We start from the raw sequence: 16,539 nt of genomic DNA on the forward strand, positions 1-16,539 counted from the left end.
AACCGCTGATCGTTCCAGCACGTGGACGAGTGTCGATCGATCAATCCAGGCACAGCGGGCTTGGCTCAGGGCTTGCGGGCGATGGCGCCGTACATGGCGATGTCGGCCTCCGGGACGGCGAGGTCGACGTCGGAGTCCGGGCGCCACTTGTGCATCTGGACGATCCCGGGCTCGACCAGTTCGAGGCCGTCGAAGAATCGGGCGGCCTGGGCCTGGGAGCGCCAGCGCAGGGTCTCGCCGTGCTCGTGGTAGGTCCGGCGGACCTCCGCCAGCATCTCCGGGGCGAAGTCGTCGGTGGCGATCGTGGCGGCCACGTAGCTGCCGGAGGGCAGCACGTCGATGATCCGCCGCACGACGTCCAGTGCCTCGTCGTCGTCTTCGATGAAGTGCACGACCGCGATGAGCATCAGCCCGATCGGCCGGCTGGGGTCCAAGGTCTCGCGGAACTCCGGGGAGGCCAGGATCGTGTCCGGGTCGCGTAGGTCGGCGTCCACGTAAGCAGTGCAGCCCTGCTTGGTGCTGGACATCAGCGCGCGGGCGTGCACGAGCACGATGGGGTCGTTGTCGGTGTAGACGACGCGGGCCTCCGGCCGCACCTCCTGCACGACCTCATGCAAGTTCGGTGAGGTGGGAATGCCGGTACCGATGTCCAGGAACTGGTCGATGCCGCACTCGGCGGCCAGGTAGCGGCCGGCGCGGTGCATGAATTCGCGGTTGGCGCGCATGTGCACTGGAAGCGCGGGCCAGACCTGCTTGGTGGCCTCCGCGGCAGCCCGGTCGACGGCGTAGTTGTCCTTGCCACCTAGGATGTAGTCGTAGATCCGCGCGCCGTGCGCCCGGTCGGTCCGCAGGTCGACGCTGGCGTGCCGAATCCCATCGCTCATTGTGTTCCTCCCGATCGCAGCACCTCTATGCTTTCAGCGATCAACATTTTCGTCCACGGATCCGATAGAGCGGTGTGCTTGCCCGAGTAGCAACTGTACCGGCGCGACTTGCACTCGTCGCAGCCTGCGATCAGGCAATGCGAAGGACGCTCCTCCTCTTCCGCGGAGTGCCTACGAATCAACGGCTCAGAACACTAGCTGGACACGGGACTCTCGGCGTTCGACTGCGCCGCGGTCCGGTACAACCTCGGAACTTCCCCGACACCGCAGGAGGTCCACGGTGAACGAGGCCGACCTCGGCCGGGCAGCTCGGCGAAGTCGCTTCTCCCGGAGCAACATCGTGGACTCCTCTACTTCGGTTCATGTGGTGTTGAGGGCGACCGTGGGATGCAGTCGTGAGGCGCGGATGGCGGGGTAGAGACCGGCGATGACGCCGATGGCCAGTGTTGCCCCGATGCCGCCGCCCAGTGCCCATGCCGGGACGACCGCGGTCCATCCCTGTGCGGCGGCGAAGATGGCGGTTGCGATCGCTCCCAATGCCGCACCGGTCGCGCCGCCGAGCACGGACAGCAGCAGGGATTCGGTGAGGAACTGCATCCGGATGTGGCCTTTGGTCGCGCCGAGGGCGCGGCGCAGGCCGATCTCCTGGCGGCGTTCCAGGACGGAGATGATCATCGTGTTGGCGATGCCGACACCGCCGACGAGCAGTGCCACGGCGCCCAGTCCCAGCATGAGCGTGGTCAGTCCCTTGTCGGTGGCTGCGCGAGCGGCGAGTGCGTCGGAGGGCCGGCTGACGTTGACCGATTCCGGGGCGCCGGGGTTGACGGTGCGGGCGAGGACACCGCGGACGGCTTCCACTGATTCGTCCGAGGATCGTTCGAAGACGGTGGTGGGGTGCCCGTCGAAGCCGAGGTATCGCTCGGCGGCGGGGAACCCGGTCATGGCTACCCGGTCCAGCTGCGGCACGAGTTCAACCGGGGCGAGTACGCCGATGACGACGAACCAGGTGTCGTTGAGGAGGATTCTCTCGCCGGGAACGGTCACCCCCAGGCGTTCGGCGGCGATGTGCCCGAGTACTGCTGCGGGCAGGTTCTCACTGGCCGGCGTGAACCAGGTTCCACTGTCGACCTGAGCGTTCAAGGCATCCAGCAGGTCCAAGCGAGCCGCTTGCACGGTCACGCCCGCGGGCATCTCCTTGGGGACCACGTCGCTGCGGCGTACCCGCGCATCGACTTCGGCGGTCGCGGTGGCCTTCTCGACAGGCCCGACCCGATTCACCATGGCGACCACGTTCTTGGGCAGTTTGACCGGATTGCCGTCCAAGTCCTTGCCTGCCTCGGCGGTGAGCAGGTTGGTGCCCAGCCGATCCAGTTGCGACATGAGATCCGCCCGGCTGGACGTGGACAGGCCGATGACGGCCACCATCGTCGCGATACCGATCGCGATGCCCAGGGCGGAAAGCACAACCCGGGTGCGCCGGGCTCGCAATCCGGTCGCGCCGGTCCGCAGGATGTCGGCAGGCGACATGCGTGCGGCGGTAAGCCTCCCGCTCATCGGCTTACCTCCTGGCGCGCGACAACCCCGGTGCCCGTGCACGCATCGGAGACGATCTCACCGTCTCGGAACCGGATCTGTCGTGGCATCGCATCGGCGATGTCGTTGTCGTGGGTGATCACGGCGACGGTCGTGCCTGCCCGGTGAAGCTCGCGCAGCAGCTCCATGACCACCTCACCGGATGCGGTGTCCAGTGCGCCGGTGGGCTCGTCGGCCAACAGCAGGTCCGGGGAGCCGACCAGGGCGCGGGCGATCGCCACCCGTTGCTTCTCCCCGCCGGAGAGCTGGTTCGGCTCGTGGCCGAGCCGGTGTCCCAGCCCTACCCGTTCCAGAGCGGTGCGGGCGCGGTCGCGACGCTGCCTGCGTGGGACGCCCGCGTAGAGCAGTCCGTCGGCCACGTTGGTCACCGCATCGCGTCCCGGGGCGAGGTGGAAATGCTGGAAGACGAACCCGATGTGCCGGGCGCGCAGCGCTGAGAGCTCGGTGTCGGACAACGCGCCCACGTCGTACCCCGCGACCTCGACCTGGCCACTCGACGCCCTGTCCAGAGTGCCGATCAGGTTGAGCAGCGTCGACTTACCGGATCCGGATGGACCGACTATCGCCACCAGTTCGCCTTGGCACACCCGCATGTTCACGCTGCGAAGCGCATGCACGCCGCCGGGGTAGGTCTTGGTGGCTTCCCGCAGCTCGATGACGGCCGGTGCCGGTTTGTTCACGTCGTGGCCACCCCGACCTTCATACCTTCGGCCAAGCCTGGACCGGTCACCTCGATACGCCCGTCGGCGGTCATGCCGGGCTCGACCCGGACGACCCGAACCTGGTCGCCGGTCACGACCTGAAGTCCGTACCCGCCTTCCCACAGCGCCACGATCGCCTCCACCGGGACCGTCAGCACGCCTTGGCGGCTTTCCTGGATGAACCGCACGCTCGCCGTGCCCTGGGCGCCTGCGTTCTGCACCGACTCGGCCAGGGTGATCTCCACCTTGAGGCCCGACTGCGTGGAACTGCCGCTTGTCCCGCCGCTGCCGGGATCAGAGGTGGCGTCGGGCTGGATGGTTTTGGAGACCTCGCCGTGGACGGTCGTGCCTTCCGGCAGGGTGACCTCGACCTTGGTCCCCGTTCTGGCCAGGTCCTGATCGGACTGATCGAGGCCGGCCAGGATGATCGGTTGCGGCGATGCCACCGTGAGCACCGGCTTGTCCGGGCCGACCCGCTCGGCGAGCGGTGCGTCCGCGGACACCACCCGGACCGCCTCCGGCTGGAAGACGACATCGCCCTGGCCGACCACGCCGTTGGGATCGATGATGCCGAGGTCCTTCTGCCAGGACTTCACCGCGGCCTCGGTGGCGCCGTCGAACTCCTGGGTGGCCTTGAGCCCGCGGCCGTAGCCCAGAGCCCGCAGGTTCTGGTGGAGCTGCCGGACATCCGGCCCTTTGTCGCCGAGCTTCATGTCGCGGAAGACCGGCGTCGTGCCGTAGAGCAGCACGACCGGCCTGGCGTTCAAGCTGTAGAGCGCCTGACCGCGCTCCACCGTCTTGCCCGCGGTGGCGGCCGTGGTCACGGTGCCGTCCACCGCCGCCTTCACCGCGCGGCGCGAGGCGAAGTCCCAGTGACCGTCCACGGTCTTGCTCTCGACCAGGTCGGTCCGGGTGATCTCGGTGGTGGAAGGGGGCAGCGCAGATGCTCTGTCCACATTGGCCCCCTGGTTCCCGCAACCGGCCAGCACCAGCGTGCTGCCCCCCACCGCCGCTGCTGCCATCGCAACGGCGGCGCTCCTGATTGCCGTGCGTCGATTCACTGCATGCCGTCCAGACCGTCGAGCAGCTTGTCCTTGCACGCCTCGCGAGCCTGCTTGTAGGCGGGCGAGTCCTGATCGATCGACATGCCGGTGGGATTCGCGTCGCCACCGGGTATGACCTGGCCGCCCTGCATCGTGGGATTGGTGAAGGCGGACACGCCGTTGTTGCGCATGCACTTGGCGTGCTCCAACATCGACTCGTACTCCTGCTGGGCGTCCCGCTGGGGTTCAAGCGCATCCGCCGCCTGCATCTCCGGCATGCAGGTCCTCATGGCTTCAGTGAGCTTCTCCTGGCCCTGCCGGGCGTTCGGCCCGGACTGCAGCCTTGCCTGGATGATCTGGATCTTCGACCAGTCGGAATAGCCGCTCAGCTTGGGATCCGGCCAGTCCTCGATACCGCTCCTTCGCATGCACTGCACGTACTTGAGCTGCGCGTCGAAGAAGGCGCTCTTGCCGCCCTGCTGGCCAGCCGGGGCCGGCTGCCCCGCTGCCGGGGAAGCGGGCGGCGGGTCGCCGGCCGAGGCGATTCCGTCGCCGGGCTGGTCCTGCCCGCCGCATGCGGTCAGAAGCACGGCAAGGGCAGCGGTGATCAGGGTCGCGGCACGCAGGCCGGGGGGCTTGCGGCTCGCGCGGTCGAGTCGGGTCATGGGATTCACCCTCGCGCCCCGATGTGATGGCACCCCCATGGCAGTGTGATGAGCACGTAACAAAGATCGGAGGACGCAGGTCGTCGTGCCCATAATGGGCGTCATGCCGCACGTCCTGCTCATCGAAGACGACCACTCCGTGCGAAACGGCATCGAGCTAGTCCTGCGCCGGCACAACCACCACGTGCACGCGGTCGGCACCGGTGAGGAAGGACTGGCCCTGCTGAGCTCACGGCCCGTCGGAAACCAGATCGAGATCGTGGTGCTCGACCTGATGCTGCCGGGTATGGACGGCTTCGAGGTGTGCCGCCGCACCCGGGCCCTGGGTGCGACACCGATCATCATGCTCACCGCCCGCGGCGACGACCTCGACATCGTCAGCGGCCTCGAGGCGGGCGCCGACGACTACGTCGTGAAACCGATCACCGCCCGCGTGCTGGAGGCTCGCATCCGCGCCGTGCTCCGTCGCGTCGAACCGGCCCGCACCGACACCACCGAGCTCGACGGCCTGGTGATCGACCGGGCCGCGCTGACCGTCACCAAGCACGGCACGCCGATCGTGCTGCCGCCCACCGAACTGCGGCTGTTGCTGGAGCTCTCCGGTGCATCCGGCCGGGTCCTCAGTCGCGAACAGCTCCTCGAGTTGGTGTGGCAGCACGGCTTCCTGGGCGACTCCCGGCTGGTCGACGCCTGCGTCAGACGGCTGCGCACCAAGATCGAGGACATCCCCGCACAACCCCGCTACATCCAGACCCTGCGCGGGTTCGGCTACCGCTTCGGACGGCCATGAGCCGGTTCGATTCCGGTCGAGGACTCCGCCCACGTGCACGCATCCGCTCCAGGCAGGCAGTCCAGGTGGCAAACCGGGCAATGCCGCTGCTCGGAAGCCTGCGCACCCGGCTGATAGCCGCTTTCGTACTGGTCGCAGCGCTGAGCGCGGTCACGGCCACCGCCCTGGCCTACCACGAGTCGCGGAACTTCATCGTGACCCGCACCCAAACCGCGCTCGAACAGGAATTCCGGCAGCGCGTCAGCGGCCTCGCGCGGGAATTCGACGTTCCCCCCAGCCGGCAGACGCTCAAGCGCTTCGCCGATGACGTGTCCCAGGCCGGTCTCCGCGATGCCGACGTCATCGTCGGCTACCAGGGCCTCACCGCATCGTCGCGTCCCGGGGCGGACGAATCGCGCATCACGCCCACCATGCGAGCCGCTGTCCGGACGGGGGACCGACTCAACGTCCAACGCATCACGAAGGACGGGCGACCCTGGCTGGTGCTCGGCACTCCGGTCACCTTCGAGGAATCCCACCGCCCGTCCGGACTCGAGGCCTACGCCATCGTGTCCCTCGAGGACGAGGAACGCGACGTCAGCGACCTGCTGCGCACGGTCCGCAACGGCACGATCCCCATCATCATCCTCGCCGCCGTCCTGGCTCTGCTTGCCGCACGCACCGTCCTGCGCCCGGTGCGGAACCTGGGCGACGCCACCCGCAGGCTCGCCGCCGGAGAACTCGGTGCCCGAGCCCAGCCGACCGGCCGCGACGAACTGGCCGACCTGGCGCACACCTTCAACGCCACCGCCCAAGCCCTGCAGACCAGCGTCACCGACCTACGCGAGCAGGAGGCCATGGCACGCAGGTTCGCCGCGGACGTCTCCCACGAGCTGCGCACGCCACTCACCGCGATGACCATCGTGTCCACCGTGCTCGACGAAGAAGCCGACCAGCTCCCGCCGGACAGCGCGACGGCGATGCGCACCGTCAGCGCGGAAACCGCCAAGCTGGCACGACTCGTCGACGACCTCATCGAAATCTCCCGGTTCGACGCCAAAGCCATCCACCCCAACCGCAATGAGATCGACGTCGGCGACACCATCCGTGCCACCCTCACCGTCCGCGGCTGGCATGACGACGTCCACACCGACCTACCCGACGAGAGCGTCCGCGCCCTGCTCGACCGCCGTCGCCTGGACGTGATCGTGGCCAACCTGGTCGGCAACGCCCTGCGCCACGGTGCGCCCCCCGTCACCGTCACGCTGCGCGCATCCGACGCGGAGATCACCATCGAGGTCACCGACCACGGACCGGGGCTCGACCCGGAGGTCATCCGGCACGTGTTCGACCGCTTCTACAAAGCCGACACCGCACGCACCCGATCCGAAGGCAGCGGCCTGGGCATGGCCATCGCCCAGGAGAACGCCCGCCTCCACGGCGGAACGATCCACGCTGACAACCGTCTCGAAGGCGGCGCCGTGTTCACCCTGCGCCTGCCCCGCCACGTGGAAGGAACACCGTGATCCGCAGTCGCGCAGTCCTGGTTGCCGTCGCCTCCCTCGTCGCAGCACTCGCCGGCTGTGGCGTCCAGCCCACCGACGTACTCGGTGCCGGCGAACCGGCCACCGGCCTTCCCCAGGGCATGCGCGTGTACTTCGCCTCCGACTCCGGGCTGCGCGGCGTAGCGCGCCCAGGTGTGGAGATCAACGATCTCCAGGTGGCCATCAAACTGCTCCTTGGCGGCCCCAACGAGACCGAGCTGCACAGTGGGCTGTCGACCCTCTTGCGGGACGACCAGAAACTCCACGCGACCTCCGACCGAGGCCAGGTCACCGTCGAACTGCCCGACACGCCAGTCGAAACCTCCCCGGGAATTTTCACCGGGCAAGTGGTCTGCACCCTGGCCCGTGCCGAATCCCTCCTGCACGGGACCCGTCCCGACGAAGTCCAGGTCACCCTCGTCGGCCCCAACCGCACGGTGGGGCCGTACCGATGCCCCCAGTTCCTCACCGGTTGAACCCACATGCCTCCCGACGGGACACCCTTCGGCAGGATGCGCAGTCCGGCCAAGCGCAGCACCAGGGCGCGGACGGAGTCATGCCGGAGGAGTTCGGCGGCTGATCTGCCGATCAGCGGCCATTTTGGACGAGCTCTCCGGTGGTCGTGTTGGAATGCGTCGTTGCACTGCCGGTTTCAGGCCGGGCTGCTCAGCGCCCGGGAGATCGCGCGAGCACTCGTACGCACTAGCGGGACCAGGGCGTGCGGTGACGTGCCGCCGTTGCGGACGACCAGGGACACCGCGGCGACCACCTGCTCGTGTCCGCCGTAGATGGGGGCACCGACCGACAATGTGTCGAGTGAAATTTGCCCGTCACTGATGGAGAATCCATTCGTCCGAACGTCGGCGAGCATCCGGCGCAACTCGGCGGGGTCGGTGACCGTGTGGCTGGTGTAGCGCTCGATCGACCCGTTGATGACCTCGTCCTGCACGTCTGCGGGGGCGTGCGCGAGCAGGACCAAGCCGACACCGGTCGCGGTGAGTGCGAACCGTCCGCCCACCCGGGTCAGCACGGGCACCGCGCCGGAGCCCGCGATCCGCTCGATGAAGATGACCTCGCTGCCCTCCCTGATGGCCAGCTGTACGTTCTCCCGCGAGATTTGTGAAAGATCTTCAAGAAAGGGCAGTGCGAGTTCGCGCAGGCCCTGACCACGCGGGGCGAGCGAGCCGAGCTCCCACAGCCGCAGCCCGATGCGGTACAGCCCGTCCTCGCCGCGTTCGACGGCACCCCACCCGCAGAGCTCGTGCATGAGCCGGTGCGCGGTGGCCACCGGCACCTCCGCCCGCCGAGCGATCTCGCTGAGGGACAGCTCAGGACGCTGCGCGCTGAACGCATCCAGCAGCCGCAGGGCACGGCCCACGACCGGGCCGGTGGAGCCGGTGGGGCGACCTCGACGTGCCATGTCACTCGTCCTCCATCAGATGACACGAACACCTTCGGCCGCGACCGGGTTGAGCTGCAAGGACAAGCCAGCGAGGTAGCCCGGTGAAAATCCGCTAGCGCAGGTTCCAGTGGACGGTACCAGGGGTAGAGCGCCGCCGGGCACCCCGTGACCAGGCAGTGCATACCCGATCACCAGGTTTGATCGGTCCTGGAGCAGCCGCGTAGGAGTCGACCACGCTCGGGCAAGCAAGCCTTCTGCCGTTGTCGCAGGGACGCGGTCCAGCTCACATTCGGTTTTTCATCTTATGGAAAGAGCGTTGGTTCGGGCGCTGCTCCCGAAGATGCTTTCCGGTACCGGATCGCAAGTCCATGAGCGACTACCAGGTCTCCGCGCCCGACCGGTGCGGCGGGAGTCGACGACCACGACGCAGTCAACAACGGAGTGCTGCCATGCGACTTTTGCCTCTGCACGGCTTCCGGAGTCCGATCCGATGACCGGCTCCCTGCGGAAAAGCCTCGACGAAGGCCCGATGAACCGCTTCCAGTGGGCGGCCGTTTCGGTCTGCGTGCTGCTCAACATGCTCGACGGGTTCGATGTGCTCGTCATGTCCTTCACGGGCAAGTCCGTCATGGCCGAGTGGGATCTCAGCGGCGCCCAGTTGGGTTTGCTGCTGTCGGCAGGACTGGTCGGCATGGCCGCCGGATCGATGTTGCTCGCGCCCTGGGCCGACCGCATTGGCCGACGCCCGATGATCCTGCTGTGCCTGGCGATTGCGAGCGCCGGCTTGCTGCTGTCCTCGGTGAGCCAGTCGGCGACCCAGCTCGGTGCGCTGCGGATCGCAACCGGCGTCGGGATCGGTGGAATCCTGGCCAGCAGCAACGTCATCGCCAGCGAATACGCGTCCCGTCGCTGGCGCGGACTGGTGGTCAGCCTGAACTCGACGGGCTATGCGCTCGGCGCGACGTTGGGAGGTCTCGTTTCGGTCGTGCTGCTGGCCGAATTCGGCTGGCGAGCGGTGTTCCTGTTCGGGGGAGTGGCCACGGCTGCCGGGATTCCGGTGGTGTTCGCCTTGTTGCCGGAGTCGCTGGACTTCCTGCTCGCCCGCCGTCCCGCACGTGCACTTGACAAGGTCAACCGGTTGACCCGCAAGCTCGGCCTGCCGACGCTCGACCACCTGCCGGCGGCGCCCGTTGTTCAGGCCGGTGTCGGTGCCGGGTTCCGGAAGCTGCTGTCGCCCGATCTGCGACGCGCCAGCTTTCTGTTGTGGGCGGCGTTCTTCCTGGTCATGGCAGGGTTCTACTTCGTCACCAGCTGGACGCCGACGTTGCTGACCAAGGCCGGGCTGTCCACCGCGCAGGGCGTCACGGGAGGCACCCTGCTCAACCTCGGCGGAATCTTCGGTGCCACGTTGCTCGGGTTGCTGGCCGCGCGCTTCGCATTGCGCTCGGTGTTGATCGCCTACGTGCTGTCGACAGCGGTCATGCTGGATGTGTTCATCGCGGCCACGTCGTCTCTTGCCGCCGCGTTGGTCCTCGGTGCCGCTATCGGTGTGGCGGTCAACGGCTGCGTCGCCGGTCTTTACGCCCTCACGCCCATCATCTACGACTCCGGCATCCGTGCTACCGGAGTGGGCACCGCGATCGGGATCGGTCGTATCGGTGCCATCGCCGCGCCTGCGGTCGCCGGAGCGTTGCTCGACGTCGGTTGGACGCCGCAGAGCCTGTACCTGACCGTCGGTGTGGTTTTCGCCGCCACCGCCGTTCTCCTCCTGCTGCTCCGCCCGGCTGTTGCGGCCGAACCCAAGCCCGCGCCCGCGACCAGTGCGCAGAGCACGAACTGAGATTCCCCTTCGAAGAGGAGCTGATCATGTCGAGCATTCCGCGGAATCAGTGGTACGTAGCCGCCTACAGCTCTGAGATCGGTCAGGATTTGTTCTCCCGCACCATTTGCGGCGAACCGATCCTGTTCTGGCGCACCAGGAGTGGACAGGTGACCGCTGTGCCCGATCGGTGCGTGCATCGTCGATTCCCCTTGTCGCAGGCACCGTCCCGGCTCGTGGACGACCAGGTGGTCTGCGGCTATCACGGATTCACCTACGGAGCCGACGGCAAATGCGTCTTCGTGCCCGGGCAGAGCCGGATTCCGCGGACCGCTCGGCTGCTGCCGTACCCGCTCGTCGAACAGGACTCGTTCGTGTGGGTGTTCATCGGGGATGCGGCGAAGGCCGATGTGTCGAGCATTCCGCGGGCGCCGTATTTGGCCTCGCCGGCATACACCACCGTGGCCGGGATGGAACCGCTGCAGGCTCGGTTCTCCCTCTTGGTGGACAACCTGCTCGACCTCTCCCACGAGACCTACCTGCACGGCGGATACATCGGCACGCCGGAGGTCGCCGAGACGCCGATCACCACTGAGGTCGACGACGACGCCGGCATCGTCTACGTCTCCCGGCACATGGACGACGCCGAATGCCCGCCCTTCTACGCCAAGTCCACTGGTTTGCAGGGCCGCATCTCGCGCTGGCAGGACATCGAGTACACCCCACCGTGCCTGTACAAGCTGCACAGCCGGATCGCGCCGGTGGGGTCCGTTCCGAATCCCGACGGGAGCGACCCCGATGCTTTCCACGTCGAGGTGGTCTACGCGATCACGCCGGAGACCGAGCACTCCACGCACGATTTCTGGTCGGTGGCCCGGGACTTCGCACTCGGCGATGAGGAGGTCTCGAAGTTCCTCGCCGAGAACAACCGCACCGTCGTGCTGCAGGATGTGGAGGCCCTCAACGTGCTGGAGGGGGTCGTCTCGGCGGAACCCGCGGGCTACCAGGAGTTGTCGATCAACATCGACACCGGTGGGCTTGCGGCGCGTCGTTTGCTCCAGCGCCAGCTCGCGCAGCAGCCCACGTCTGCCGCGATCTCATGAGCCAGATCCCCGCCAACCGAACCATGCTCTCCGGCGACCGCGTATACCGCATCCACTGGGTGCTGGGCACTGATCGGTTGCGTGCCGTCTGCCACTGCGCCGCCGAGCGCGAGTTCGAGGACCCGGTGCAGCTCTGGGAATGGCTGCTGGCACACCCCGCCGGGCACCACCCTGCCGAACCCGGACCAGAACTTCCCGCAGGTGAACCGGTCCTGGTTCCAGCGGGAGATCAGGAAGAGAACATCCGATGAAGACCACCCCACATGACGAGCACGAACTGGACCTCGTGCTCGAACGAAGGGAAACCATCGCCGACGGCGTCGTCCGGCTCACCCTGTGCCATCCCGACGGGAAGTCGTTGCCCTCCTGGGAACCGGGCGCGCATGTGGACCTCGTGCTCACCGAGGACCTGATCCGCCAGTACTCGCTGTGCGGGGACCCGCGGGATCTGTCCACCCTGCAGGTCGCCGTCCTCCGGGAGGAAGCCGGACGGGGAGGCTCGCAGCACGTCCACGACGAGCTGTCCGAGGGGCGACTGGTCCACGTCCGCGGGCCCCGCAACAACTTCCCTCTCGTGGACGCCAAGCGCTACTTGTTCATCGCCGGCGGCATCGGCATCACACCGATCCTGCCGATGATCGCCGAGGTCGCGGCGGCGGGGCGGGACTGGCGCCTGGTCTACGGTGGACGGACGCGGAATTCGATGGCATTCCGAAACGACCTCGAAACCCGGTATCCCGGCCACGTCGAGGTCCACCCGCAAGATGAACGCGGACTGCTCGACCTACCGAGTCTGCTCGCCGATCCGGGACAGGACGCCGCCGGCACCGCGATCTACTGCTGTGGGCCGGAGGCCTTGTTGGCGGCCGTCGAGCAGCATTGCACCAGCTGGCCCGCCGGTGCCTTGCGCGTCGAGCGATTCACCCCGAAAGCCGGCGCGACCGACGGTCCGCGGGAAGCCTTCGAAGTCGAGCTCACCCAGACCGGCGCAGTCCTGAACGTTCCTGCCGACCGATCCATTCTTGAGGTCGTCGAGGAGTCCGGCGTCACCGTGCTCTCGTCCTGTCAGGAGGGCACCTGCGGCACCTGCGAGACCACCGTGCTCGACGGGATACCGGACCACCGCGATTCCGTGCTCACCGACGAGGAGAAGGCGGCAGCGGACACCATGATGATCTGCGTGTCCCGGTCGTGCTCCCCGCGTCTAGTCCTCGACCTCTGACCGACGGAGACACCGATGTCCACCACCGTCCCGAACAGCGCCGTCGCCGTCCTCGACGTCGATCCTTTCTCAGCGCGCAATCTCGGCGATCCGTACCCGATGCACGAGCGCCTGCGTGACGCCGGCCCCGTGGTTTATCTCGACCGCTACCGGGTGTGGGCGATGGCCCGCCATCACGAGGTCTATTCCGCACTGACCGACCACGAGACCTTCTGCTCCAGCCGCGGTGCCGGGCTCAGCGATTTCCACGCGGAGAAGCCCTGGCGGGTGCCCAGCCTGCTGCTCGAAGCCGACCCGCCCGATCACACCGTCGCACGCCAGACCATGGGCAAAGTGATTTCTGCGAGCACCGTGCGCGGTTTCCGCGACACGTTCCGAGCCGAAGCCGAGGCGCTCGCCGACGAATTGGTCGCCCGGGGGCACTTCGACGCTGTCACGGATCTCGCTGAGCGCTATCCGCTCAAGGTCTTCCCGGACGCGGTCGGGCTGCCGGCCGAGGGCCGGGAGCACCTGTTGCCCTACGGCGGGCTGGCGTTCAACGCCTTCGGCCCCCGCAACGATCTCCTCGAACAGGCTCTGGCCAAGGCTGCACCCGTTCAGGAATGGATCTGGGCCAGCTGCCAGCGAGATGCGCTTGCTCCAGGTGGCCTTGGAGCGCGTCTGTGGGATGCCGCCGACCGCGGCGAGATTTCCGCCGAGCAGGCACCCATGCTCGTGCGATCCCTGTTGTCCGCCGGTGTCGACACCACCGTCTACGGCATCGGCAACACCGTGCAGGCGCTTGCGGCCAACCCCGGTCAATGGGCTCGGTTGCGCGAGAAGCCGGCGCTGGCGCGCTTCGCCTTCGACGAGGCACTGCGTTACGAGTCCCCGGTTCAAACCTTCTTCCGCACCACGACCCGCGAGGTCGAGGTGTCGGGCATCCGCATACCCGAAGGGGAAAAGGTCCTGTTGTTCCTGGGTGCGGCGAACCGCGACCCGCGCAAGTGGGGGCCGAGCGCCGACCGGATGGACGTCACCCGCAAAGCGGCCGGACATGTCGCCTTCGGCATGGGCATCCACCAATGCGTCGGCCAGCCCATCGCCCGGCTGGAAGTCGAACTCGTGCTCACCGCGCTCGCCCAGCGCATCGAAGGACTCGAACCGGCCGGCGCCCCGATTCCCAAGCTGAACAACACGCTCAAGGGCTGGAGCAGTGTGCCCGTCCGGGTCCGCGCCGCCTGATCAACATCGCCCTGCCTATCGCAGTCGAAAGAGGAAAGAGTGGCGCGGGAAGTCCGCGCAGTGGTGGCCCAGTTGTGGAAGCACGCGGACTCCACGAGGAACGGAGAGATCTCGGCTGACGTTCCAGCGCACGGCACGGTGCTGGTCCGGGCGGCGCCGCAGCAGTGAAACCCGGACCCGCCACGGACTCCTGCCAAATCCCCGAAGGTTGGCAGGAGCCCGCACCAGCGTCGGCTGTGGCGCCCTACTGGACGGGAATCCGCATCAGGTCCCGGGCGACGATGATCTCGCCGTCGAAGTGGCGGCTCGCCTGCCTGATCCATTCGTCCTCGTCGAGGTCGTACGGGATGAGGTGCCAGAGGACGAGGGTGCGCACGCCCGCCTGCTTCGCGATCTTCCCGGCGCTTTCGGCGTCGGTGTGCGCGCGGGCGAAGTGCCGCTGCAACTCGGCGACCCCGGCGTTCGTGCCCGCGAGCAGCCGGTCGAGGTGGTTCGGCGAGTACACCTCGTGCACGAGGACGTCGGCGCCCCTGGCGAGTTCGGCGACCTGCTCGGAGGCAGCGGTGTCGCCGGACACGACCACCGAGGAGTCGTCGGCGTCGACCCGGTAGGCGAAGGCGGGCATCGGCGGATGCAGCGCCGTGCCGGCGGTGATGGTCATCGCCGGCGTGGTGATGACGACCCCGGGTTCCGCCACTTCGCGGAGGCGCAACAGCCCGGCGAGCTTCGGCCTGCCGAGTAGCTCGCGATGCTCGATGTCGGGCCTGCCGGCCTCCAGGATCAGTTCGATCATTCGCGCCAGCGGCGGCGGTCCGCACACGTCCACGGGGCTGACCAGGCCCGCGGTCCACGCCAGGTGGAGCAGGGCCCCGAGATCGGCGTTGTGATCGACGTGGTGGTGCGTCACGAGCACGGATCGAAGGTTCCGCAGGCGGAGGCCCGCCGCCACCAGCTGCCGCGCGACGCCGTTTCCGCAGTCGATCACGTGGATGTCGTCGCCGCGCACGATCGCCGTCGCGGGAGCGGATCGTTCGCGGTTCGGCTGCGGTCCGCCGGAGCTGCCCAGGATGACGAGTTCCATCTTCTCTCTTTCCAAAACGGTTGTTCGACGACGTGGTTCAGTGCACCTCGGTCGGAGCGCTCGCTTCGTGGACGGGTGCGGCATCCCGGCGCGGAATCGCGCTCGACGCCGCGAGGCTCACCACGGAGATCGCCAGGAGGTAGGCCGTCACCGACCACGACGATTGCGTCGTCGCGAACAGCGCGGAGGCCACCAACGGCGTGATGCCGCCGCCGAGCAGCGCACCGATCTGATAGCTGATCGAGGCACCGGAATATCTGACTTCCACGGGGAAGAACCCCGCGGTCAACGTGCCGATGGGTGCGTTGGTCACGGACAGGACGAGCCCCATCGACACCATGAACAGCAGGATGACCGGCTCGTTCCCGGTGTTGATGATGGGGAAGAAGGCCAGGCACCAGACGAGGCGGATGACCGATCCGTGCACGAACACGGCCCGCAGGCCGAACCTGTCACCGAGGCGCGCCCAGATCGGCACGGACACCAGCCACGCGGCCGAGCCGAGGATCACGCACCCAAGCACGAACGGCCGGCTCAGGTTCTGCACAGTCGTGCCGTACGACAGCACGTAGACCATGAAGATGTACGCAGCGGTGCTGTTGCCGACGATGACGAGGGTCGCGTGGATGAGCGGCTTCCAGTGCCGGGAGAAGACGACCGCTGCCGGTGCCCGGTCGACCTGCTTGCGCTGCGCGGTCCGCACGTACTCCGGACTCTCCTGGACGTGCACGCGGAGGTAGAGACCGACGGCCACGAGCGCGATGCTGATCAGGAAGACGATGCGCCATCCCCATTGGACGAATTCCTCCTTCCCGACGACTGCGAGGCAGCCGAGGAACGCGCCGTTGGCGAGGATGAGCCCGGCCGGGGTGCCCAGTTGCGGGAACGAGCCGTAGAAACCCTTCTTGTCCTCGGGGGCGTGTTCGAGCGTGAGCACGATGGCTCCGCCCCATTCGCCGCCGAGGCCGATCCCCTGGAGCAGTCGCAGGAGCACCAGGAGGACCGGAGCCCAGATGCCGACGTCGGCGTAGGTGGGCAACGCTCCGACCAGCGTGGTGGCCAGGCCCATGAGCAGCAGGGACACGATCAGCGTGTTGCGCCTGCCTGCGCGGTCTCCGAAGTGGCCGAAGATCACGCCACCCAACGGGCGAGCCAGGAATCCCGCGGCGAGCGTGCCGAACGCGGCGATGGTGCCCACTGCGGGATCCAGCCCGGGGAAGAACTGGCTGTCGAACACGAGCGCGGCCGCGGTGCCGTAGAGGAAGAAGTCGTACCACTCGATGGTGCTGCCGATCGCCGATGCCCAGGCGACCTTCCGCACTGAGCCGCTCCGCGATGTCGAGCGGCCGGGATCTGGTGTTGCCGAACACATCTCCAGGAACCTCCGTGGTGACGAGCCGGGATCAGGGGGCGTCGCCGGGTTGCGTCGAGGATGTGCTGAGGATCTGGCGGAAGCGAATGCCGATCTCGTCCGGGGCCATGTGGTGGA

At 67.7% G+C, this 16,539-nt stretch carries 17 protein-coding genes; 9 read left to right on the forward strand and 8 right to left on the reverse strand.

Annotated features, from left to right (window positions below; genetic code table 11):
• Positions 1 to 65: 65 nt before the first annotated feature.
• From BLW84_RS22385 to BLW84_RS22405, 5 genes are all read right to left on the reverse strand, one after another.
• A complete protein-coding gene (locus BLW84_RS22385) occupies positions 66 to 884 on the reverse strand; it encodes an SAM-dependent methyltransferase (RefSeq protein WP_093268278.1) in 819 nt (272 codons plus the stop codon).
• 360 nt (positions 885 to 1,244) lie between these two features.
• On the reverse strand, positions 1,245 to 2,438 hold the full coding sequence (locus tag BLW84_RS22390) for an ABC transporter permease (RefSeq protein ID WP_093268282.1): 1,194 nt from the start codon (positions 2,436 to 2,438) through the stop codon (positions 1,245 to 1,247).
• The gene (locus BLW84_RS22395; protein WP_093268285.1) at positions 2,435 to 3,157 is read right to left on the reverse strand and encodes an ABC transporter ATP-binding protein; all 723 of its coding nucleotides are present in this window, start codon (positions 3,155 to 3,157) and stop codon (positions 2,435 to 2,437) included. Before BLW84_RS22395 ends, BLW84_RS22390 begins: the two co-directional genes overlap by 4 nt.
• Positions 3,154 to 4,200 carry a peptidoglycan-binding protein gene (locus tag BLW84_RS22400; protein ID WP_093268287.1) on the reverse strand — a complete coding sequence of 349 codons (1,047 nt, stop codon included), beginning with the start codon at positions 4,198 to 4,200 and terminating at the stop codon, positions 3,154 to 3,156. Before BLW84_RS22400 ends, BLW84_RS22395 begins: the two co-directional genes overlap by 4 nt.
• Positions 4,201 to 4,235: 35 nt before the next feature.
• Entirely contained in the window at positions 4,236 to 4,886 is a 651-nt protein-coding gene (locus tag BLW84_RS22405; RefSeq protein ID WP_218157419.1) for a hypothetical protein, read from the reverse strand.
• A 103-nt stretch (positions 4,887 to 4,989) separates the two neighbouring features.
• Between BLW84_RS22405 and BLW84_RS22410 the strand changes: the two genes are divergently transcribed.
• The 3 genes from BLW84_RS22410 (at position 4,990) to BLW84_RS22420 (ending at position 7,675) form a co-directional block, all read left to right on the forward strand.
• Entirely contained in the window at positions 4,990 to 5,676 is a 687-nt protein-coding gene (locus BLW84_RS22410; RefSeq protein WP_093268503.1) for a response regulator transcription factor, read from the forward strand.
• Positions 5,677 to 5,741: 65 nt separating this feature from the next.
• Positions 5,742 to 7,181, forward strand: a complete 1,440-nt coding sequence (locus BLW84_RS22415) for an ATP-binding protein (RefSeq protein ID WP_342743169.1) — start codon at positions 5,742 to 5,744, stop codon at positions 7,179 to 7,181.
• Positions 7,178 to 7,675 (forward strand): GerMN domain-containing protein, encoded by a 498-nt coding sequence (locus BLW84_RS22420; RefSeq protein ID WP_218157420.1) that lies wholly within the window; start codon positions 7,178 to 7,180, stop codon positions 7,673 to 7,675. The genes BLW84_RS22415 and BLW84_RS22420 overlap by 4 nt, the downstream gene beginning before the upstream one ends.
• Before the next feature lie 176 nt (positions 7,676 to 7,851).
• Here BLW84_RS22420 and BLW84_RS22425 read toward each other — a convergent pair whose 3' ends face one another.
• A complete protein-coding gene (locus BLW84_RS22425) occupies positions 7,852 to 8,619 on the reverse strand; it encodes an IclR family transcriptional regulator (protein ID WP_093268292.1) in 768 nt (255 codons plus the stop codon).
• A 472-nt stretch (positions 8,620 to 9,091) separates the two neighbouring features.
• Here BLW84_RS22425 and BLW84_RS22430 point away from each other — a divergent pair, with 472 nt between their 5' ends.
• From BLW84_RS22430 to BLW84_RS49935, 6 genes are read left to right on the forward strand one after another with little or no spacing between them, the layout of a single operon-like run.
• Complete coding sequence (locus BLW84_RS22430; RefSeq protein WP_093268295.1) at positions 9,092 to 10,441, forward strand: MFS transporter; 1,350 nt, start codon at positions 9,092 to 9,094, stop codon at positions 10,439 to 10,441.
• Positions 10,442 to 10,467: 26 nt separating this feature from the next.
• Complete coding sequence (locus BLW84_RS22435; RefSeq protein WP_093268298.1) at positions 10,468 to 11,523, forward strand: aromatic ring-hydroxylating oxygenase subunit alpha; 1,056 nt, start codon at positions 10,468 to 10,470, stop codon at positions 11,521 to 11,523.
• A complete protein-coding gene (locus BLW84_RS22440) occupies positions 11,520 to 11,774 on the forward strand; it encodes a hypothetical protein (RefSeq protein WP_093268300.1) in 255 nt (84 codons plus the stop codon). Before BLW84_RS22435 ends, BLW84_RS22440 begins: the two co-directional genes overlap by 4 nt.
• Positions 11,771 to 12,745 (forward strand): PDR/VanB family oxidoreductase, encoded by a 975-nt coding sequence (locus BLW84_RS22445; protein WP_093268303.1) that lies wholly within the window; start codon positions 11,771 to 11,773, stop codon positions 12,743 to 12,745. Before BLW84_RS22440 ends, BLW84_RS22445 begins: the two co-directional genes overlap by 4 nt.
• A 15-nt stretch (positions 12,746 to 12,760) precedes the next feature.
• Positions 12,761 to 13,969: a cytochrome P450 gene (locus tag BLW84_RS22450; protein WP_093268305.1), complete on the forward strand. Its 1,209-nt coding sequence runs from the start codon at positions 12,761 to 12,763 to the stop codon at positions 13,967 to 13,969.
• Positions 13,970 to 14,008: 39 nt separating this feature from the next.
• Complete coding sequence (locus BLW84_RS49935; RefSeq protein WP_281247433.1) at positions 14,009 to 14,137, forward strand: hypothetical protein; 129 nt, start codon at positions 14,009 to 14,011, stop codon at positions 14,135 to 14,137.
• Positions 14,138 to 14,213: 76 nt separating this feature from the next.
• Here BLW84_RS49935 and BLW84_RS22455 read toward each other — a convergent pair whose 3' ends face one another.
• Together BLW84_RS22455 and BLW84_RS22460 are read right to left on the reverse strand one after the other, a co-directional pair.
• The gene (locus BLW84_RS22455; RefSeq protein ID WP_177226635.1) at positions 14,214 to 15,050 is read right to left on the reverse strand and encodes an MBL fold metallo-hydrolase; all 837 of its coding nucleotides are present in this window, start codon (positions 15,048 to 15,050) and stop codon (positions 14,214 to 14,216) included.
• 37 nt (positions 15,051 to 15,087) lie between these two features.
• Complete coding sequence (locus BLW84_RS22460) at positions 15,088 to 16,371, reverse strand: MFS transporter (RefSeq protein ID WP_218157421.1); 1,284 nt, start codon at positions 16,369 to 16,371, stop codon at positions 15,088 to 15,090.
• Positions 16,372 to 16,539 lie beyond the last annotated feature (168 nt).

Origin of the sequence: Saccharopolyspora shandongensis (assembly GCF_900106995.1) — a bacterium.
GTDB classification, from domain to species: domain Bacteria; phylum Actinomycetota; class Actinomycetes; order Mycobacteriales; family Pseudonocardiaceae; genus Saccharopolyspora; species Saccharopolyspora shandongensis.

What these genes read in the sequence shown, in the direction of transcription:
- BLW84_RS22400 (WP_093268287.1), bottom strand. Translation starts at nt 4,200, where the DNA reads ATGGCAGCAGCGGCGGTGGGGGGCAGCACGCTGGTGCTGGCCGGTTGC.
- BLW84_RS22405 (WP_218157419.1), bottom strand. Translation starts at nt 4,886, where the DNA reads ATGACCCGACTCGACCGCGCGAGCCGCAAGCCCCCCGGCCTGCGTGCC.
- BLW84_RS22410 (WP_093268503.1), top strand. Translation starts at nt 4,990, where the DNA reads ATGCCGCACGTCCTGCTCATCGAAGACGACCACTCCGTGCGAAACGGC.
- BLW84_RS22440 (WP_093268300.1), top strand. Translation starts at nt 11,520, where the DNA reads ATGAGCCAGATCCCCGCCAACCGAACCATGCTCTCCGGCGACCGCGTA.
- BLW84_RS22385 (WP_093268278.1), bottom strand. Translation starts at nt 884, where the DNA reads ATGAGCGATGGGATTCGGCACGCCAGCGTCGACCTGCGGACCGACCGG.
- BLW84_RS22435 (WP_093268298.1), top strand. Translation starts at nt 10,468, where the DNA reads ATGTCGAGCATTCCGCGGAATCAGTGGTACGTAGCCGCCTACAGCTCT.
- BLW84_RS22450 (WP_093268305.1), top strand. Translation starts at nt 12,761, where the DNA reads ATGTCCACCACCGTCCCGAACAGCGCCGTCGCCGTCCTCGACGTCGAT.
- BLW84_RS22445 (WP_093268303.1), top strand. Translation starts at nt 11,771, where the DNA reads ATGAAGACCACCCCACATGACGAGCACGAACTGGACCTCGTGCTCGAA.
- BLW84_RS22390 (WP_093268282.1), bottom strand. Translation starts at nt 2,438, where the DNA reads ATGAGCGGGAGGCTTACCGCCGCACGCATGTCGCCTGCCGACATCCTG.
- BLW84_RS22430 (WP_093268295.1), top strand. Translation starts at nt 9,092, where the DNA reads ATGACCGGCTCCCTGCGGAAAAGCCTCGACGAAGGCCCGATGAACCGC.
- BLW84_RS22425 (WP_093268292.1), bottom strand. Translation starts at nt 8,619, where the DNA reads ATGGCACGTCGAGGTCGCCCCACCGGCTCCACCGGCCCGGTCGTGGGC.
- BLW84_RS22455 (WP_177226635.1), bottom strand. Translation starts at nt 15,050, where the DNA reads ATGGAACTCGTCATCCTGGGCAGCTCCGGCGGACCGCAGCCGAACCGC.